19 protein-coding genes are annotated in these 17744 nt (G+C 34.8%); 2 read left to right on the top strand and 17 right to left on the bottom strand.

Features of this window, described 5'->3' with window-relative positions; translation table 11 throughout:
* Window positions 1–12: 12 nt before the first annotated feature.
* The 16 genes from LS684_RS01835 to LS684_RS01760 all read right to left on the bottom strand — a co-directional run bounded on the left by LS684_RS01835 (window position 13) and on the right by LS684_RS01760 (window position 13670).
* Entirely contained in the window at window positions 13–264 is a 252-nt protein-coding gene (locus LS684_RS01835; protein ID WP_233809384.1) for a type B 50S ribosomal protein L31, read from the bottom strand.
* A gap of 40 nt (window positions 265–304) precedes the next feature.
* Window positions 305–574 carry a 30S ribosomal protein S14 gene (rpsN, locus tag LS684_RS01830; RefSeq protein WP_233809382.1) on the bottom strand — a complete coding sequence of 90 codons (270 nt, stop codon included), beginning with the start codon at window positions 572–574 and terminating at the stop codon, window positions 305–307.
* Window positions 575–916: 342 nt separating this feature from the next.
* The gene (locus LS684_RS01825) at window positions 917–1861 is read right to left on the bottom strand and encodes a CobW family GTP-binding protein (RefSeq protein WP_233809380.1); all 945 of its coding nucleotides are present in this window, start codon (window positions 1859–1861) and stop codon (window positions 917–919) included.
* A 6-nt stretch (window positions 1862–1867) separates the two neighbouring features.
* Window positions 1868–2296: a Fe-S cluster assembly sulfur transfer protein SufU gene (gene sufU / locus LS684_RS01820; RefSeq protein WP_233809378.1), complete on the bottom strand. Its 429-nt coding sequence runs from the start codon at window positions 2294–2296 to the stop codon at window positions 1868–1870.
* A 621-nt stretch (window positions 2297–2917) separates the two neighbouring features.
* On the bottom strand, window positions 2918–4117 hold the full coding sequence (locus LS684_RS01815) for an HD-GYP domain-containing protein (protein WP_233809376.1): 1200 nt from the start codon (window positions 4115–4117) through the stop codon (window positions 2918–2920).
* A 929-nt stretch (window positions 4118–5046) separates the two neighbouring features.
* Entirely contained in the window at window positions 5047–5415 is a 369-nt protein-coding gene (locus LS684_RS01810) for a type II toxin-antitoxin system RnlB family antitoxin (protein ID WP_233809374.1), read from the bottom strand.
* Between the two features lie 64 nt (window positions 5416–5479).
* A complete protein-coding gene (locus tag LS684_RS01805; RefSeq protein ID WP_233809372.1) occupies window positions 5480–6541 on the bottom strand; it encodes a type II toxin-antitoxin system RnlA family toxin in 1062 nt (353 codons plus the stop codon).
* Between the two features lie 21 nt (window positions 6542–6562).
* Entirely contained in the window at window positions 6563–7477 is a 915-nt protein-coding gene (locus LS684_RS01800; protein WP_233809370.1) for a ribonuclease H1 domain-containing protein, read from the bottom strand.
* A gap of 104 nt (window positions 7478–7581) precedes the next feature.
* Window positions 7582–9879: a zinc-ribbon domain-containing protein gene (locus LS684_RS01795; protein ID WP_233809368.1), complete on the bottom strand. Its 2298-nt coding sequence runs from the start codon at window positions 9877–9879 to the stop codon at window positions 7582–7584.
* Window positions 9880–10230: 351 nt separating this feature from the next.
* Window positions 10231–10482 carry a hypothetical protein gene (locus LS684_RS01790; RefSeq protein ID WP_233809366.1) on the bottom strand — a complete coding sequence of 84 codons (252 nt, stop codon included), beginning with the start codon at window positions 10480–10482 and terminating at the stop codon, window positions 10231–10233.
* 278 nt (window positions 10483–10760) lie between these two features.
* Window positions 10761–11624 (bottom strand): ATP-binding protein, encoded by an 864-nt coding sequence (locus tag LS684_RS01785; RefSeq protein ID WP_233811516.1) that lies wholly within the window; start codon window positions 11622–11624, stop codon window positions 10761–10763.
* A gap of 22 nt (window positions 11625–11646) precedes the next feature.
* On the bottom strand, window positions 11647–12417 hold the full coding sequence (locus LS684_RS01780) for a phage replication protein O (RefSeq protein ID WP_233809364.1): 771 nt from the start codon (window positions 12415–12417) through the stop codon (window positions 11647–11649).
* 113 nt (window positions 12418–12530) lie between these two features.
* Window positions 12531–12800 carry an excisionase family DNA-binding protein gene (locus LS684_RS01775; RefSeq protein ID WP_233809362.1) on the bottom strand — a complete coding sequence of 90 codons (270 nt, stop codon included), beginning with the start codon at window positions 12798–12800 and terminating at the stop codon, window positions 12531–12533.
* Complete coding sequence (locus LS684_RS01770) at window positions 12793–13254, bottom strand: terminase small subunit (protein ID WP_233809360.1); 462 nt, start codon at window positions 13252–13254, stop codon at window positions 12793–12795. The genes LS684_RS01775 and LS684_RS01770 overlap by 8 nt, the downstream gene beginning before the upstream one ends.
* 15 nt (window positions 13255–13269) lie before the next feature.
* Window positions 13270–13464 carry a helix-turn-helix domain-containing protein gene (locus tag LS684_RS01765; RefSeq protein ID WP_233809358.1) on the bottom strand — a complete coding sequence of 65 codons (195 nt, stop codon included), beginning with the start codon at window positions 13462–13464 and terminating at the stop codon, window positions 13270–13272.
* Window positions 13465–13487: 23 nt separating this feature from the next.
* Window positions 13488–13670, bottom strand: coding sequence for a helix-turn-helix domain-containing protein (locus LS684_RS01760; RefSeq protein ID WP_233809356.1), 183 nt, complete (start codon window positions 13668–13670; stop codon window positions 13488–13490).
* A 128-nt stretch (window positions 13671–13798) separates the two neighbouring features.
* Here LS684_RS01760 and LS684_RS01755 point away from each other — a divergent pair, with 128 nt between their 5' ends.
* The gene (locus LS684_RS01755) at window positions 13799–14749 is read left to right on the top strand and encodes a hypothetical protein (protein WP_233809354.1); all 951 of its coding nucleotides are present in this window, start codon (window positions 13799–13801) and stop codon (window positions 14747–14749) included.
* 46 nt (window positions 14750–14795) lie between these two features.
* The gene (locus tag LS684_RS01750; RefSeq protein ID WP_233809352.1) at window positions 14796–16010 is read left to right on the top strand and encodes a tyrosine-type recombinase/integrase; all 1215 of its coding nucleotides are present in this window, start codon (window positions 14796–14798) and stop codon (window positions 16008–16010) included.
* Between the two features lie 97 nt (window positions 16011–16107).
* On the opposite strand, the gene groL is transcribed toward LS684_RS01750, so the two are convergent.
* Entirely contained in the window at window positions 16108–17733 is a 1626-nt protein-coding gene (groL, locus tag LS684_RS01745) for a chaperonin GroEL (RefSeq protein ID WP_233809350.1), read from the bottom strand.
* Between the last annotated feature and the right edge of the window lie 11 nt (window positions 17734–17744).

Genomic DNA, 17744 nt, shown 5'->3' with positions numbered 1-17744 from the left:
TAAGCATACAATCTAATTCTTTTTCATGTTATATTTTTCCATAAAGCGATCAGCTCTTCCCCCACGCTCTGAGAACTTTTGTTTACCGGTGTAAAATGGATGCGTATCTGAACTGATTTCGATTTTTATTAATGGGTATGTGTTTCCATCATCCCATTCAATCGTCTCAGATGGCTTAGATGTTGATCCTGATAAAAACTTAAAACCGCTTATTGTGTCCATATAAACAACTTTTTGATAATCCGGATGTATTCCCTTTTTCATGTGTATGTTCCTCCAATATAATTTTTGTATAAAACTTAAATTACCAACTTGATTTTTTTACACCTGGTATTTGTCCTTTATGAGCATACTCACGAAAAGCAATCCGGGACATTTTGAATTTTCTAAGATACCCTCGTGGGCGTCCCGTTACTTCACAACGATTTTTTAGACGTGTTGGAGAAGAATCCCTCGGAAGCTTTCTTAATGCTTCGTAATCACCGTTTTCCTTCAACTCCCTTCTTAATTCAGCATATTTCTCCACAAGTTCTTGCCGCTTCTTTTCCTTGACTACCTTCGATTTCTTAGCCAAAATAAACCCCTCCTCAACCAATAATAGTAATCATTACGATTTGTTTTGTATTAATTAAATCATAATTCGTTTCTAAAAGCAAAGATACCTACTTGATAAATTCAAAGCAACTTCTGATTTGTTACTCAAAAGTAATTTTGATAATGCTTCTTTTGTCATTGGTTATGGCGATTATTTTAGATAAAAAGAACGAGCGAGATAGAATGAGATTTGCAACTAAAATCGAGTATCTCGCATTTCTATGCAACCATACAAACCATCCAAACTCATTTAATAAAACAGTCCATGCTAGAGTAATGGAACCCAAATCGATGAGGGGAATTTGGACTATTGAACAAAATATTAAAGCACACTCAATTTGTTACTATTCGATTGTTCTAATTGGTTTAATTCTCGATATATTTCTTCTTTATTCAGATTCGATCCAATAATGACGATATTTGTTGGGAAGTTGATTGGCTCCTTCATATAGGTTGGAACACCGTATGCATACTGCACTACATATGTCCCATTAGGGTCTGAAGCAATTTTAACAAAGCCTTTCACTCTAAAAATGGAATCTGGCATATTTTTTAACCACTCTATTAGACTTTCCATTTCAATAGGAACGGTAAATTGATAAGTCATGGTCTGAACTTGTAAATGCTTTTTGGCATGAACTTCTTCCTTTTTGTTGTCAAACGTGGAATCTCTTTGAGTAATCTGTGATAAATCCACATGAGAATAATTGGTCATATGAATGGTTGCGAACGGGTTTACTTCCTTCAAATCTTCTTTCACTCTCTCTAATTCCTTGACTGATAACAAATCAGATTTATTTAAAATTAAATTATCTCCATGCCTTACTTGCTCAACTAACAGTCTTTCATACTGAGGATTCAATTTCTCTTTCTGTTGCCATCTTGTCAAATCAAGAACGGTAATAATTGATTTCATTTCTATATACGGTGCAATGACTGGTGATATACAAGCATCTAACACTTCAATTGGATGTGCAACACCAGTTGTCTCTATGTATATAACATCTGGTTTATGTTCTTGATATAAGGAAAGCAGTTGAATTTCAACCTCATCTTTCATCGTACAACAAATACACCCTTTTAGTAACTCCTTAAGGGGTGTTTGGTCCCCAATAAGATTGGTGTCTACTGAGAAGTCTCCAAATTCATTCATCAATACGGCCACTTTTCTTCCACGGGCTTTCTCTTCAATTAATAAATTTTGTAGTAGCGTCGTCTTTCCACTACCTAAAAAGCCTGATAATATATACACTTCCACTTTTTTCACGTTTGATTAGTCTCCCTTTTCGAGTATTAAGTTGCTAAATGCTTGAAACGGCATTAGTGCACAATTGTACCTTGCTGGCAGACTATGAACACCTTCTAGGCTAATTAAGTCCATTAACCTTTCGTCCTCTATTTTACTCCAGCTCATAATCATCTGTTCAAATAGATCTGAAATCTCTAATACCTCTTCTAGACTTTTATTTTTCACTACCTCTGTGAACATGGACGAAGTGGCCATACTAATCGAACAACCTTCTCCGATAAAAGATAGCTCTTTCATATGATCGTTTTCAATGTTTGCAAACATGGTCATTACATCACCACATGTTGGATTTTTGTAATGAATTATATGCGTGTATTCGTCCATCTCATAAAAGTTACGTTTATTTTTGTAGTGATCCATAACAACCTGTCTGTACACTTGGTCTAGGTTCATTCTAGAACCTCCATATCAACTTATCACTAAATGACATGTCTACATAGGAATACCTTTCATATACTACTTCTAACATGTTAAAAATCTCTAACATAACGATTTATTTGAATTTTACCTTTTTATATAAAGCTTCACTACTAGCCTCTTAGAGCTGCACCACATTTTAACAGATATACGGCCACCCTTTACAATAAATACCTACACCCACAATGGATTATTTAAGCATTTGTCATTCTACCCTCAAATCGTAACCGTTACGATTAACATTGTATAAAATATGATTACTTTATTCAAGTTATTACTAATAAGTGACAAACATAAAGAATTTCCTATTACCTACTCCTATTCAATATTCTCTATAGATTTCGACCACATTATGGACCTTTTCAAAAGAAATAAAAAAGCTTCCCGTAAGTGTGGTTAACTTATGGGAAGCTTCTTTATTTTACTACGTCAACATACCTACTTTTACTTTTGAAAAATGGGCAGTTTCCCACTCCAGGATAATCGCTTGCCGCTGAGTAGGTGGCGAGCCACCTCGGCTTCACCTGTGGGTTCTTACCTGTCCCACTGCTCAGCAGGCATCTCCCACCCTACCGCTCCAATATTATAGAATCCATGCTAAAATAATGCCTCACTATTATTTTTTAAATCTATAATTTTCCCATTCGTTAACTTGACTTTTGGATGTAATGGAAAATTGAGATAATCACTAAAACCGATAACCTCACCAACTGTTTCTCGATTGAGTTGGATTGTTTCACCAAGCTTATAAATCTTTGATTTACTTACAAACGAATAGATTATTCTACTATCGTATTTCGAATGATTGTTATACCAAATAGACTCAAGTGCCTCAAATGGGTAGTATATTTCTTCTAGTAAGTATCCCCCAACTAATTCATCATATTTCTGAGCTATCGATATAATCCTTCCAAATAGATGAATGTCTTCTGATACTTTGCCATGAGGATAGCCCGTTCCACTATATTCCTCATGGTGATCCAAAATACCATATACTATATCCTTTTGACGACAGAATTTAGATTTTGAAATAATCTCCACTGAACCTTTTATATGTTCTGTAAACATTTTTTTGTCTAATCTGCCCGTATTTAAATAATCCGAAAATTCACTCTCTGAATAATTTATAAAACCGATATCAGCGAATAATGCAGCAAGGGAAAGGTTGATTAACTCATCATCGGAAAGCTCTAAAGATAAACCAATCATAAATGTAATACTAGCAGTATTAATACTATGAATGTATAGAACATCATGATAGTTCGAAAGGGATAAATAGAGTTCATATAAAGATTCATCTTCTTTAAAAATGTTTGTAAATCTCTCACTAACTACCCTTGCCCTACTAATTATTCTCTCTGAGTCAAAGGTGCTATTTACTATATCCCAATTTAACAAAGGATAATTAATTTTTTGAGAAGTATCCTTCTCTATTTTTATATCAGCGGAAGGGTGAAAATAAGAACAATCAATGAAATCTTGAAACTGAATATTAGATTGTGCGTTTGATTTGTGTATTTCAAACACACTCTTTAAGGAAAGAATAAAATCAGGATCACTGTATAAAGATTCTAGAAGTTTTTCATCGACTGGAATTGAGGTCGTTAATATAGGTAGCTTACTATTGAATTGCTTTCGAATGTGTGAATAAATGGATTTAGAAAACGTCTTATACCTCGTAATAAACAATAAACCATCGCTTCTATACAAGGGATGGAGAATAACATCACCAGGTATAACTTCACTTAGTGTTTTTCTGTCATACATACTTATATCCAGCCCCTTCCTTAATCCCATCAATTTTTCATTCTTTGTATAACGTGAATGCGAGAAAACGCTACCAACTTAAGAGTTGATTCTATTATGATAGAGCAAAATCACCATTACAATCAAGTTTCAATAGATTAAACTAATTACTTTATTTTAGATAAAAAAGAGGCTTCTCACAAGTTTTGTTAACTTATGAGAAGCCTCCGTTAATTTCCTCAATGTTAGCAAAATGTGAGCATTTCACTCTCATCTTACTTACATTTAGCAACGCTTCAATGGGCGTTGTGTCTAGCTCCAGCGGCTAGCCCCTCGAGGTGATAAGCCAGACCGCCCTTGTGGCAAAGAGCGCCACATGTTCGGTTCGCCTTATGCTTGTCGGGGCTTAACAAGCCGCTTTCGCTTTTCGTTTATTACATCATGCCGCCCATTATCCCCTATACTGTAATATCTTTTACTATTGTGTATAAAATAGCGTCATATAAACGTTTTTGGGGATTCATGTTGTAACATCTTCAACGTTAAATAACAGCTTTTTATGATATTGCGTTACCCTTATGTTACCCAAATATCACTAATAAATGTTGTGCATCATGCATGCCCCATGCGTGTCGAGCGCCTTTAAGATCGTATTTTTTACGTTCTTTTATGTGCACATATAATATGAAGAAACACGAAATAAAACAATACCTATAAAACCCTAATTTAATAGGCTTTTATAGGTATTAAATAAATGAACTAAAAAACAATTATATATGTTTCGTGGTCAAAATATGTGTTCTAAATCACCGTACTGTGAGGCGTTCTAAAAAAATTGATTAGTTTTTTAAACCAGCTAAGATAAGTCTTTTTGTTAGGCTAATTAGCATTTCTTACAAGGAGGTAACAACCACATACAGTTGAGATATCATTAATAAATATTACCTTTTTTCAAACCGCTACATATTGTTATGTAGTGGTTAAATAGCTATACCTTTTTCTATCATCTTTTTTTGAAAAGAACTTAATATAGAATAATCTAAGATGTTTAAATTATCTTTGAAATAATTACATGCCGTTTTTCTTAATTCATGTTTTTTACTGATTTGTATATGCTTGAATGTATCAATATTTAGTTTGTTTCCATCATAGCTAGCTTCTACAAACCTGTCGGAATTATTCCCAATGTGAGTCAGCATATCAAAAACAATTTTACAATCATTCAAATTGTGATTTAATAATTTTTGATTTATTTCATTTAAATGAGCAAGAGGAGTTTCAAAAGATGTTGAGAAAATAATGCACTTGTACTCCTCAGTATTTATAGAAACAATATCAAAATTTCCCATCTTCATCACTCCTCTACATTTTAATACATATGTTTAGAATAATACCATAAGTAACACATTACTACTATAATAAATAGTATTCATCAATTAACTTAAAGGTGTTCATAATTAATCCTTTTGTTTCGCCATTATTTTCAATGATTTTTGTTTCATCAACAGGCAGGCTTTGATCTGCCCAATGAAAAAGGACATGACGTTGGTTATTATAGAAAGCATATGAATTTTCAAGATGCAGCCTTTTATCATCACTAATATTTGCTCTGAACTCTTCTTTTAATTCATATCTTTTCCCTGTAGTATCTTTTTTAAACATGTTAAACTTATTTTTCACTAAAGGAATTGAATATTTGTGCATTTCAATTTTCAAATGCCCTTCTAATGCTTTAAATGATGGGAACACTAAAAATGACTGATCATACATGTCCCCTGTAATTTGAAGGTTATAAATTGCTTGATGCAATACTTTTTTCAGCTTACCTGAATGTATCTGAAATGAGTTAGGAAAATAGTACTGATATTGTTCTTCAACGTCACTTTTTTCAATCTTAACTTCAAATAAATCATTGAATACTTTTGGAATTTCATCTAGTTCAAGCAATTCAGTAACATAGACTAAAGCTTCATTAAATAATAAAAGTGGTCTACCTTGAACCATAATCTTTTTAGTCGTTGGATAATAATGAATAGTTAAATTTTCATTGTATTTACCCACAAATTGATGCATTTCATGATTTGCAAAATTTTTTGATGAGTGGCTTTGCTCAAATTCACTTTCTTCTAATAGTTCCATAATGCCAATAAAATCATCATGTTCAATATTAGGCGCTACAAAGCATTGATTATTAGAATTGACATCACCTAAAGCACATTCTGGATCATTAATGATATACTCTGAAATTTCTTCTTTAATTTCTTTATTCCCTCCACTGGAGTTATCTATAGATGTACTTCCATTTCCTTTAAAATGAAAGTCCATATAAAAAACATCTTCTTCTACTGTAATGTGAATTCTTCGTCTTGTTCCCGGTTTTACTTCAAAATCCGTAGTTGCACACTTACGTGATTGCAATACAAAAAACTTTTCAATTGACCCTCTGATTTTATCTCTATTTAGATTTAACGTCACCTTTACCTCTCCCTGCAGAAGTTAATCAATTAACAATTTGAAATTGTATTTATCCCCATCTTTTTTTATGTATTCCCAGCTTAAAAGTCCATCTATATAATCAAAATTAATTTCAAATGATTCAATTTCATTAATTTTATTACCTGAAGTTTTCCAGTATTCTTTAGCGAATTTCTTCAATTTACTCTCCGTCAACTTATATCCGTTATAACTAAAAGAAATTGAGTTTTTAACCTGTTCTTCTGAATTAATTACATCTCTAAACAGCAATAGAGTCTTATCTTCAGGTTGGCTTTTTTGAACTTGCTTTTCATTTGTTTTATTGCCAATTAAAGCTTCTTTAGCTAATTTATCCGCTTCCTCGTTGTATTTATCACCTGAATGAGCCTTTACTTTTATAAATTCAATGGTTATTAATTTTTTGTGCTTTTCAATAGATTCAATATACTGTTTTGTTTCCTCTTTCTTTGCTTTCCATTCCCCATTAGCCCATTTTGCTATTCCCTCATAATCATAAAAAATAATAATACGTTCAAACTTATTTTCAATTGACCATTCAATTGCCTTATTAGCCCCATGTAATTCTCCAGAAACGTTCCATAAGTTAGATTCGCCTTCACCAACACCCGCACCAGATAATCTTGTTATATTATCACCATGTATTAATACACATCCATAAGCATACTTTCCTAAGTGTTTGGAATAACTACCATCCACATATGCTCTAATTGTTTTAACCTGACAATCAAGTTCATTTTTAACTTCTTTTGAAACTACGTTATTATTGATGACGTTTAGAAATAATTGAGCTTCTTCCATAGAAGTAAAAGATTTATATTCAGCATTGCTAAAACCTTCTACACTTTCTTTACATTCATTCCATGTATTGAAGATACCAGTTTTCTTTCCTCGTCTTACTGCATAAAATTTAGACATATATTCACCACCATATATTCACCTTTTTATTATACATAATATCCCAAGGAACAATGTCGTTTTGTGTCGAAAATAAAATAATACTATGTCAACTTACAGATTTTTTAAATTTTATTTTTTCTCTTTAAAATATAACAATGAGGGCACCCGCTACCACGAGTACGAGAATTTATAGTTGCTTCCCATTCATGGTCATTTTCACATAACCACCAAACTTTTTTAGTTGAACCAGCCATAACATCTATAGGTTTTAGTGATGCATTCTTGGAAGGATGCCATTGATTTGATAATATCGGTTGAGTAGTTGATAAACAATTATCATGACAAACTCTTCTATTAGAACAATAAGGACAACCATTATTTTTATTTGTTCTGCTGTTTATAGTTGCTTCCCACTCATGACCATTATTACACTTCCACCATACTTTTCTTGTGCTACCATATGTTATTTCTTTTGGAGTAATATCGATATTCTTTTCGCCATGCCATTCATTAGCTAATTGTGAATGGGTAGAGTATAAGCTATTTTCTAGAGTCGCCCTTTGCCCAGAACAATAAGGGCAATTCTGGTTTCGTGAAGTACGATGATGGATAGTATTAATCCATTCGTGATCTTTACTACATTTCCACCACGCTTTCCTTAATGACCCCGCAACTACGTCCTGAGGAGTTAACACTTTGTTTTTAATTGGATGCCATTCACTAGCTATATGAGGATATAAACTTGCAAGTGAGTTTTCAGCACTAGCCTTTTTGTTTATACAGTAAGGGCATCTAGTTTTTTTACTAGCTCTATCACCGATAACCGCCTCCCATTCATGACCTTTAGCGCATCGCCACCAAACCTTTTTTTTAGACCCTTTTAACACCATGTGAGGTTTTAGATCTCCATTCTTATCTGGATGCCATTCTTGCAAGAGTGTTTTAATGTTTGCAACAGTTTTTTCAATAGGAATTTCCGTCATTTGCTTCCTGATAGTACCATAGTCTCTTTCTATATCAATAGATAAAGATTTTTCAGGTGCGATTACCTTGATTAACTTTTTAATAGCGATTTCTACATTGATGAGCTCTCTATCGTCTAGGACTGGAATGGTTAATGAATTATAAGGTTTAATCTCCGGTGCCCCTGGATTCCTAATACGGATTAACTCGACTTCTTTCTCATACAAACGTTTATTTTTATCTTCATCTCGTTTAGCATTTTCTTCTTTACTGTGGAAAAATAGTCCGTCATATTCGATTCCTAGTCTGATTGATGGTACATAAACATCTATTTCAAATTCATTATCAATTAAGTATCGATTTTCAGCATCCTTAAAAAGTTTTTTTACGTAAAAGAATACTGCTTGTTCATTGAATGATGTGGCTCCAAAACACCTAGGACAATTTGATTTTTTATAAACTCGATTATTAATAGATGCTTGCCATTCATGACCTTTACTACATTTCCACCATACAATCTCCATTGATCCTGGAAGATAATTCTGTGGCTTTTTCTTTTGATTTTTTACACTATGCCAATCAGCTGCTATTTCTGGATATTTATTTGATAAAGAGTCTTCAGCTGCTACCCTTTTCCCAGCACAATAAGGACAACCGTGCCCTCTAATTCGATTTGAAATCATGCTATCCCACGCATGTCCACATTCTGCCTTCCACCATACACGTTTCCCTGAGTTTGGAGTAAAGTCTGATGGCATTAAATTATCATTTTTTTCATAGTGCCATTCCTTTGCTAATTCAGGATAAAAATTTTCAAAATTATAATCATCTGATGCTTTTTTCCCTACACAATATGGACAGTTGCCGCCATTTGCTCTGCCATTAACGGTAGCTTGCCATTCATGACCTTTACTACATTTCCACCATACTTTTTTTCCTGATTTGGATGTAATGTTTTCAGGTTTAAGCGGATCGTTTTTTTCATAATGCCACTCTTTTGCTACGTCAGGGAATAATACTTTTAAATTATTGGTATTTGATGGATATCGTCCAGAACAGTACGGGCAACCATAGCCTCTTGTTCTTTCTGAAATTGCAGTGTTCCATTCGTGTCCTTCTTTGCAAATCCACCACACTTTTTTACTAGATTTTGCTGTTACATGTTCAGGTGTTAATTGATTATTTTTAATTGGATGCCACTGACTAGCGATTTCTGAGTATTTTGCCTTTAGGCTATTTTCTTTGCTAACTTTATTCCCTGTGCAGTATGGACAACGACTTCCTCTTGAACGTTCTTTGATTGTAGTTTCCCACTCATGCCCTTTGTTGCATTTCCACCAAACTTTTTTAGATGAGCCATATGAAAAATCAGATGGTCTTAATTCACCATTTTTAACTGGATGCCATTCTACGATGAGGTTAGGATATACATCCGAAAATACATTTGTTTTTTTCAAACCTTCACCTCTGAAATAATTAAAAATATATTTTTATATGTACTACATTAAATTTTACATCATTAAAACATCTAATAATATATTTTAGTTGCAGTAAACCTCTGGTTTATGATAGTAATTCTTCTTTAGAGAAGTGCCTTTCCTTATTCACATTGTTTACTCCATGAAACCCTTAAAGGCTCTTTCGAAGGGTTCTGTTGTAAACACTTACATTGCGCGCTAATAATAGCTTGCTGAATCTTCGGAGCCTCTCAAAATGGGGCATGATAGAAAATGAAAACATAAGTTTATATAAACCCGGAGTGAGCCTTGATTTCGCTCGCCTCCGAGGAATTGTTACTTCACATTGTTTCACCCTTTTTTATTAAGGCGTGGAATTTCGTTGATTTTGTTGATATGCTCATCGAAAATCTGTATTACATTTGAGCCCCTTGTTTTCATGTATAACGATATTGCCCTGAATCTAGCAGCATATTCTTTATCTTTTTCTTTCCAATAATAATGCGCCCGCCGACTGACCCCAACCTCGTTCGCCGCCCTTGCTAAATTTCCAAGTGAATGAATATAGGCTTTTAAAAATGCCGCTTGCCTCGCTATCCGCATGTTACCGCACCTCCCCCTTTTACTGTTTACACCATAAACATGTAACTTTCCCCTTCTACTCTTACATATTATCGAACTTCATTTTTCTACCTATTTCCTTATATTTGAATTAGGATATTGGGTTACAAAAATGTAGGGAAGACGTCGCCCGCCGCACTTACCAACTATCCAGTCCCGTGAATGGGTTGTATAGGTGACATTCGTTCATTCCGTTCTAGAAAGATTTTGTCATTAAGGTCTAATAGATTTTTTGATGACTATACATCCAATACCATTATTTATTTAATTTGCAATCTTTTTCGGTAATCACCTGTAAATAAATCAATAAATTTAGTATTATCATGAAGACGGCTAAAGACCCTTGGTCCCACGGCAGCGGGTAAGTCTGTATCCGTCATGTTACTAGTGTAGATAGTCGGTTTACCACTCCGGCTTTCTACTACCTCAAAAATCATGCCTTTTCTCCAATCATCATTTCCACCTATTGCTTCCGATCCTAGATCGTCTAAGATTAGGAGATCAAACTTTTTAATGTCCTGTAAAATCTCTTCTTCTGTTTTCATAGATGCTTTGTTGTAAGTCGATTTAATTATTGTAAGTAATTGCCCTGTAGTCAAAAAACCTACTGTAAAACCTTTTTCTTTTATAGTTCTAGCAGCCGCTGCGCACAAATGCGTTTTACCAGTTCCCGTATTCCCCATAATCAAAAGATTGCGTCTGTTATTTTCAGTATCCAGAAAATCTTTAGTAAAGCGAATAACATCTGCTTTTGCTCTAGCAGTAACTTTATTCGTTTCCTGATAATCTCTAAACCCAGCTCCCTTTAAAACCTCTGGAATATGAAAATACTCGTTTGTTAACCTTTCACCTAATAAACGCTTGCTATCGGATAGGCTATCCTTTTGATAAACCTCATATGTTTCTCGATCTCGACATTTGGAACATTTATTCGGCTCATCGACCTGTATCCAGTTTTCCTTGATCCGGTAAAAGAAACTGTCTGATTTACCCTTACTACAATGTGTACACGGTAAAATTTCTCTACAAAATTTAACTTCAAAATCGTTACGGTCTTTTAATTCTGGAACCTTCCTTCTCACACCATCTCTAAAACAATCATCTATAAATAAAAATTTCCTCATTGATTTCAATTATAATAACCTCCTAATAAGGTAATTCATTTTCCATCTTCCTTAATTTACTTATCTCCTCTTTTGTTAAGGGTTTCGGTTCTTTCCAATGATTAGGGCGATCTAAAGAAAATTGCTGAGGGCTTTTATTCTGTTTTGTTTGCTCTTCCGACTGAATTTTCAATACTAACTGGTCGTACTGTTTTCTTAATTTGGATGGAGAAAGTATATTCGCCTTCCAAAACGAATCTTGCTGACACCAATCGATGAGGTGTGCAATCTGATATTCCGTTCGATTGTCTCTTTCCATCATCAAACGAAATTCATCTGACCACTTTTGAAGGTTCGGCTGTTTAAAGCCAGAATTATTTTTTCTAATGTTATTAAATAGCTTTAAAGATAATTGAAAAGGAATGCTATCCTCGTCGTAAATTTCCGGCTTGCGACAAGAAGGGCTTTTAACTTCTTTATCATTCTTTAATTCTTTATTATTCTTGTTTGTACGTTTTTCCGTCTGTTTTGTGCTGTTATCGCGTCTGTTTTGTATCGTTTTTCCTTCTTCTCTACTTTGATAAGAGTCATAATTAGCAATGGTTATTACCGTCTTTTTAGTGTCGCTTTTTAGATATATCATTCCATCATTTTGTAGCAGGTTTAAAAACTGTGTAACTTTAGTATTTGACCAGCTCCACTTATCACACAATTTTCTTATAGAAGTAATCCGTTGACCCCTTTTTACTTCAATCATTTCATTGCCAAGAACAGCCTTTTTATCCTCGTGATTGACCATCATTAATAAATCCATCCATGCTTCATACTTCGAAAATTTCCTTTTTTCCTGATATAGCCAATGATCTTGAATTTTACGATGTAATTTAATCCAACCTTGCATATCACCTCACCTGCTTTATTTATTACTTACTGTTTTAATCTATTACACAACCATTCCTTTACATCCCAACGATTTAAGCGGATGACTTGCCCTCTTTGAAAAAATGGAATTTTGTTATTTACTATCATAGTAAGATATATAGGAACATTTACTTTCAAATATTCAGCTGCTTCACGAATGGTTATAATCACTTCTTTTACGCTATCCCTTTGTACTTCTACCAGCATCTCTCGTAACGAATCTATACCATTAATTAATATTGTGCCTTCTGGTAATTCCAATCTAAAATTATCCATTGAGCTCTACCCCCTCCGACAACTCATTAAATAATTCTTCGTATTCGTCTAAATTGGCTCCAACGTTAAAGTTAACGCTTTCTATTTCTGCTTCCAGCTTTACATTAGTAGACGCTATCGACTTGCCCATTGCCCTATCCAATATTTCGCAAGCAGCTTGCCGCTTATCTTTATATGGTGCTTCGGGATCATTCATAATTCTTAAAAGGGTTTCCCGTGCATGCTGGGCGTCCCTTATGAAAAATGCCCTTATATCTTGTAATATCAAGGCTTGCTGCTTTTCTATTTCTGCACGGATTTTAGCATTTTTTAGCATTCTATAACCGCTAATGCTTGCTGCATGGTAATTATTCGGGCTATATCCTGCCACTATTGCCGCTCGGGTAGCATTTGGTTCTCTTAAATAGGCTTCAATAAAACCTAACTGCTTTTGGGTTAGCTTTTCATTCCCCATTTTATCCCCTCCCTTCTACTTTTTCCTTTCTTCAATCCAATGAAAGAAGTCTTCTTTCTCAACACGTTTAGATAAACCTATTTGAAAACATTTAATACCGCCAGCTTCTTCATTCATTTGAAGTAGCTCATAAACCCTCCGCCGTGAAATCCCTAAATATGTGGCTATGTGTTGTGCTGTGAGAATGTCAGGGAGATTATTTTTCGTCATTTAAAACACTCCTCCTTAATAGCTCACTTTTCATCATGCTTTTTCAGCTCATTAATGATATGAAAAATTTTTTGCTTCTCACTTTTAGGAAGCTCACGGCGTAATAGTCTGGAGAAATTACCTTCATGTAAGCCATACTCTTCTGCAACTTCCCACTGTTTTAAACCAGCTTTTTTTATAGCTTCTTTAATATCAGGATTCTTCATTTCTCATCCCTCCTTATCAAAATGACTTTTAATTTGTTGCTCTTGTTGTTATCATCAGTATATAATCTTTATATCCGATAAAAAATAAAAATAGCGGATATATTATCGGATAAAAGGAGGTATTACAATTGCAAAAATATAAGGGTCAAAAAATATCAGAAAATGCAGATCTTAAAAAGGAAAAGCAGTACCCAATGGAATTGGTTGAAGATATTTTTAACGTTCAAGTAAGAGTAAATGACCCGTATACCATTAATAATGAGGTGATTGTATCGAACCTCGAATGGGGAGATGAAGAAATGGAAGTAACAACACCAAATTATAACCCTTTTGAAGTTGAGTATTTGTTCGAGAAAGTAGCGCGTGTGGATCTTACTTCACACAAATCAATATTGAAGTTTTGTAACAAATACGGAACGTTTAACGCCATTGACACTATGCCATTTTATTATGGGTTACGACTATTAGATTGCAAAAAACAACCTTTAGATGAATTTATTTACCATGCAAAAGAAATTAAACACATTATGCATATCTATCATGCCCTCATTTCCATAAATGAAGATAGTTTGCAAGAACATGCTGAAAAAATTAAAACAGATTTGCAAGAAATTGCCCCTTATTTAAACCCAAATGATAAAGACATATTCCAATTATCGAAAATGTGGATAACATTAAAAATCAATAAAGAAACAGAAGGGGTTATAAGCGAATCAGGGAAAATCGGAAAAAACAATAAGATTATTAAAATTCATACCAGTCGCTCAATAATAGGTGTTATTTACCACCAATTGTTGGATTTAGTAAGTAATGAATGGGAACTCAAAGAATGTATTAAATGCAAAAGTAAATTTGTCCCCAGAACTGAAAATAGTCGTTTTTGCCCTCATGATGAGGCTGGTAAAGATAGCTTGTGTAAAACCGCTTATAATCAATGGATAAGAAACGCTAGGAAAGACTATTTCTCAGGTAAAAAAACAATTGAACAAATAGCAAAACAAAAAAAGAGACCCCTCGCAGAAGTAGAAAGTTGGTTTGAGTCAGTAGATAAAGAAAAATGGCTAAAAAAATACCAATAACTATATTTTTATCGAACAACTATTGTAAAAAGAGGAGAATAAACAAATGAAGGGACATTTTTACAGACCGCGTTGTAAATGTAATAGTAAAAGATGTAAATGCGGGGCTAGTTGGGCATTCATTGTAGATATTGGAATAGACCCTAAAACTGGAAAACGAAAACAGAAGAAAAAGAGCGGATTTAAAACAAAAAAAGAGGCCGAAATAGCAGCCGCTACTCTTTTAAATGAATTAAATCAAGGAACTTTTGTAGATGAAAAAGGCGTATTATTTGAAGATTTTGCATACGAGTGGCTGTCAATTTATGAAGGATCAGGAAAAGTTAAGGAAAGTACGATTCGTGTGCGCAAACATGAAATTAAACGGCTATTGGATTATTTCGCCAAACTAAAATTAAAAGATATTTCAAGAAGACAATACCAAAACGCTTTAAATGACTTGAAAAAGCGAGGGTATGCTCAAAATACAATTGATGGAGCACATCGAACTGGAAGAATGATCTTTAAAAAAGCCGTTGAATTGGAAGTCATTAAAAAAGATCCAACAGAATTTACGTATGTACCTAAACAACAATTAACAATTGAAGAGTTAGAAGAGCAAAACGTTCTCCCAAATTATTTAGAGAAAAATGAATTGCAGCACTTCCTCTCTATTACAAAAGATATGGGACTAGATCAAGATTACCCCATCTTTTTATTGCTTGCTTATACTGGACTACGAGCAGGTGAACTGTGTGCACTAAAATGGCGTGATGTAGACATGTCAGAACAAACCATTAGCATTACTAAAACGTACTATAACCCAACAAATAATAAAAAAGAATATAAACTGTTAACTCCTAAGACATCAACGTCTGTACGTGTAATTGATGTTGATGAGACGGTAATCAATGCATTAGAGCTTCATAAATCATTTCAAAAGAAAGTGATTATGAGGCACCGTGATATATACCATAATAAAGACTTTATTTTTACGAATATGGATGATGAAACATCTGGTTATCCTCTTTATGTTAAAAAAATTGAAAACAGAATGAGACGTGTTTTAAAGTTAGCAGGATTAAACACCAACCTTACTCCGCATTCTTTACGTCACACCCATACTTCATTGCTAGCACAAGCGGGAGTTGGTCTGCCTCAAATTATGGAACGATTAGGTCATAAAGATGAAGATACTACAAAAAATATTTATTTGCATGTAACAAAAGAAATGAAAAAAGAGGCTTCCCAAAAGTTCAAGGAACTAATGGAAAACCTCTAATTTTAAGCCTTATCAGGGTTCAATGTTACCCTAATGTTACCCATAATGGGGCATTGAAGGCAAGACCCCTATCATATCAAGGGATAATGGGGCGTTATTACATCATGCCGCCCATTCCACCCATGCCGCCCATGTCAGGCATTGCAGGTGTGTCTTCTTTGATGTCCGCTACTACTGCTTCAGTAGTTAGGAACATCGCTGCAACAGATGCTGCGTTTTGAAGTGCAGAACGAGTTACTTTTGTTGGGTCTACGATACCAGCGTCGATCATGTTTACCCACTCGCCAGAAGCTGCGTTGAAGCCAACTCCGACTTCTTCACGCTTTAAGCGGTCAACGATAACTGAGCCCTCAAGACCAGCGTTTTGTGCGATTGTGCGTACTGGAGCTTCCATCGCACGTAATACGATGTTGATTCCAGTTGCTTCGTCGCCATCTGCTTGGATCTCTGCTACTTTGTTGAATACGTTAAGTAGTGCAACTCCACCACCTGAAACGATACCTTCTTCAACTGCTGCGCGCGTTGAGTTTAGGGCATCTTCAATGCGTAGTTTGCGCTCTTTTAATTCTGTTTCTGTTGCAGCACCCACTTTAACAACTGCAACACCACCAGCTAATTTCGCTAGGCGCTCTTGTAATTTTTCACGGTCAAATTCAGAAGTTGTTTCTTCCATTTGCGTGCGGATTTGGTTTACACGAGCAGAGATTTGCGCGCTGTCGCCATTTCCTTCAACGATCGTTGTATTTTCTTTTGTAACAACTACTTTAGAAGCGCGACCAAGCATTTCGATGGAAGCAGACTTTAGATCATGTCCAAGCTCTTCAGTGATGACTTGGCCACCAGTTAAGATAGCGATATCTTCAAGCATTGCTTTACGACGATCACCGAAACCAGGAGCTTTAACCGCTACTGCATTGAACGTTCCGCGTAATTTGTTTACTACTAATGTAGCAAGTGCTTCCCCTTCAACATCTTCAGCAACAAGTAATAATGGCTTCCCTTGTTGAACAACTTGCTCAAGAACTGGTAGGATTTCTTGAATGCTTGTAATCTTCTTGTCCGTGATTAAGATATATGGATTATCTAGAACAGCTTCCATTTTATCTGAATCAGTTACCATGTAAGGAGAAGCATATCCACGATCAAATTGCATTCCTTCCACAACATCTAATTCAGTAGAGAAACCTTTAGATTCTTCGATAGTGATAACACCATCGTTTCCAACGCGCTCCATTGCTTCTGCGATTAATTGACCCACTTCTTCGTCAGCTGCAGAGATGGCTGCTACTTGAGCGATTGACTCTTTGCCTTCGATTGGCTTAGAGATTGCTTTTAATTCTTCAACTGCTGCTGCCACTGCCTTTTCGATTCCTTTGCGGATTCCAACAGGGTTTGCACCAGCTGTTACGTTTTTAAGACCTTCACGAATCATGGCTTGTGCCAGTACAGTAGCAGTTGTTGTACCGTCACCAGCAACATCGTTTGTTTTGCTTGCAACTTCAGCTACAAGCTTTGCTCCCATGTTTTCGAAAGCATCTTCTAGTTCGATTTCTTTCGCAATTGTTACACCATCATTTGTGATTAATGGAGAACCGAATTTCTTCTCAAGAACCACGTTGCGACCTTTAGGTCCAAGAGTTACTTTAACAGCGTTTGCTAGAGCATCAACACCACGAAGCATTGAACTACGAGCGTCTTCACTAAATTTAATTTCTTTAGCCATTGTTAAAAAAC

This window comes from Cytobacillus spongiae, assembly GCF_021390075.1.
This window is presented reverse-complemented; position numbering and strand designations above follow the sequence as displayed.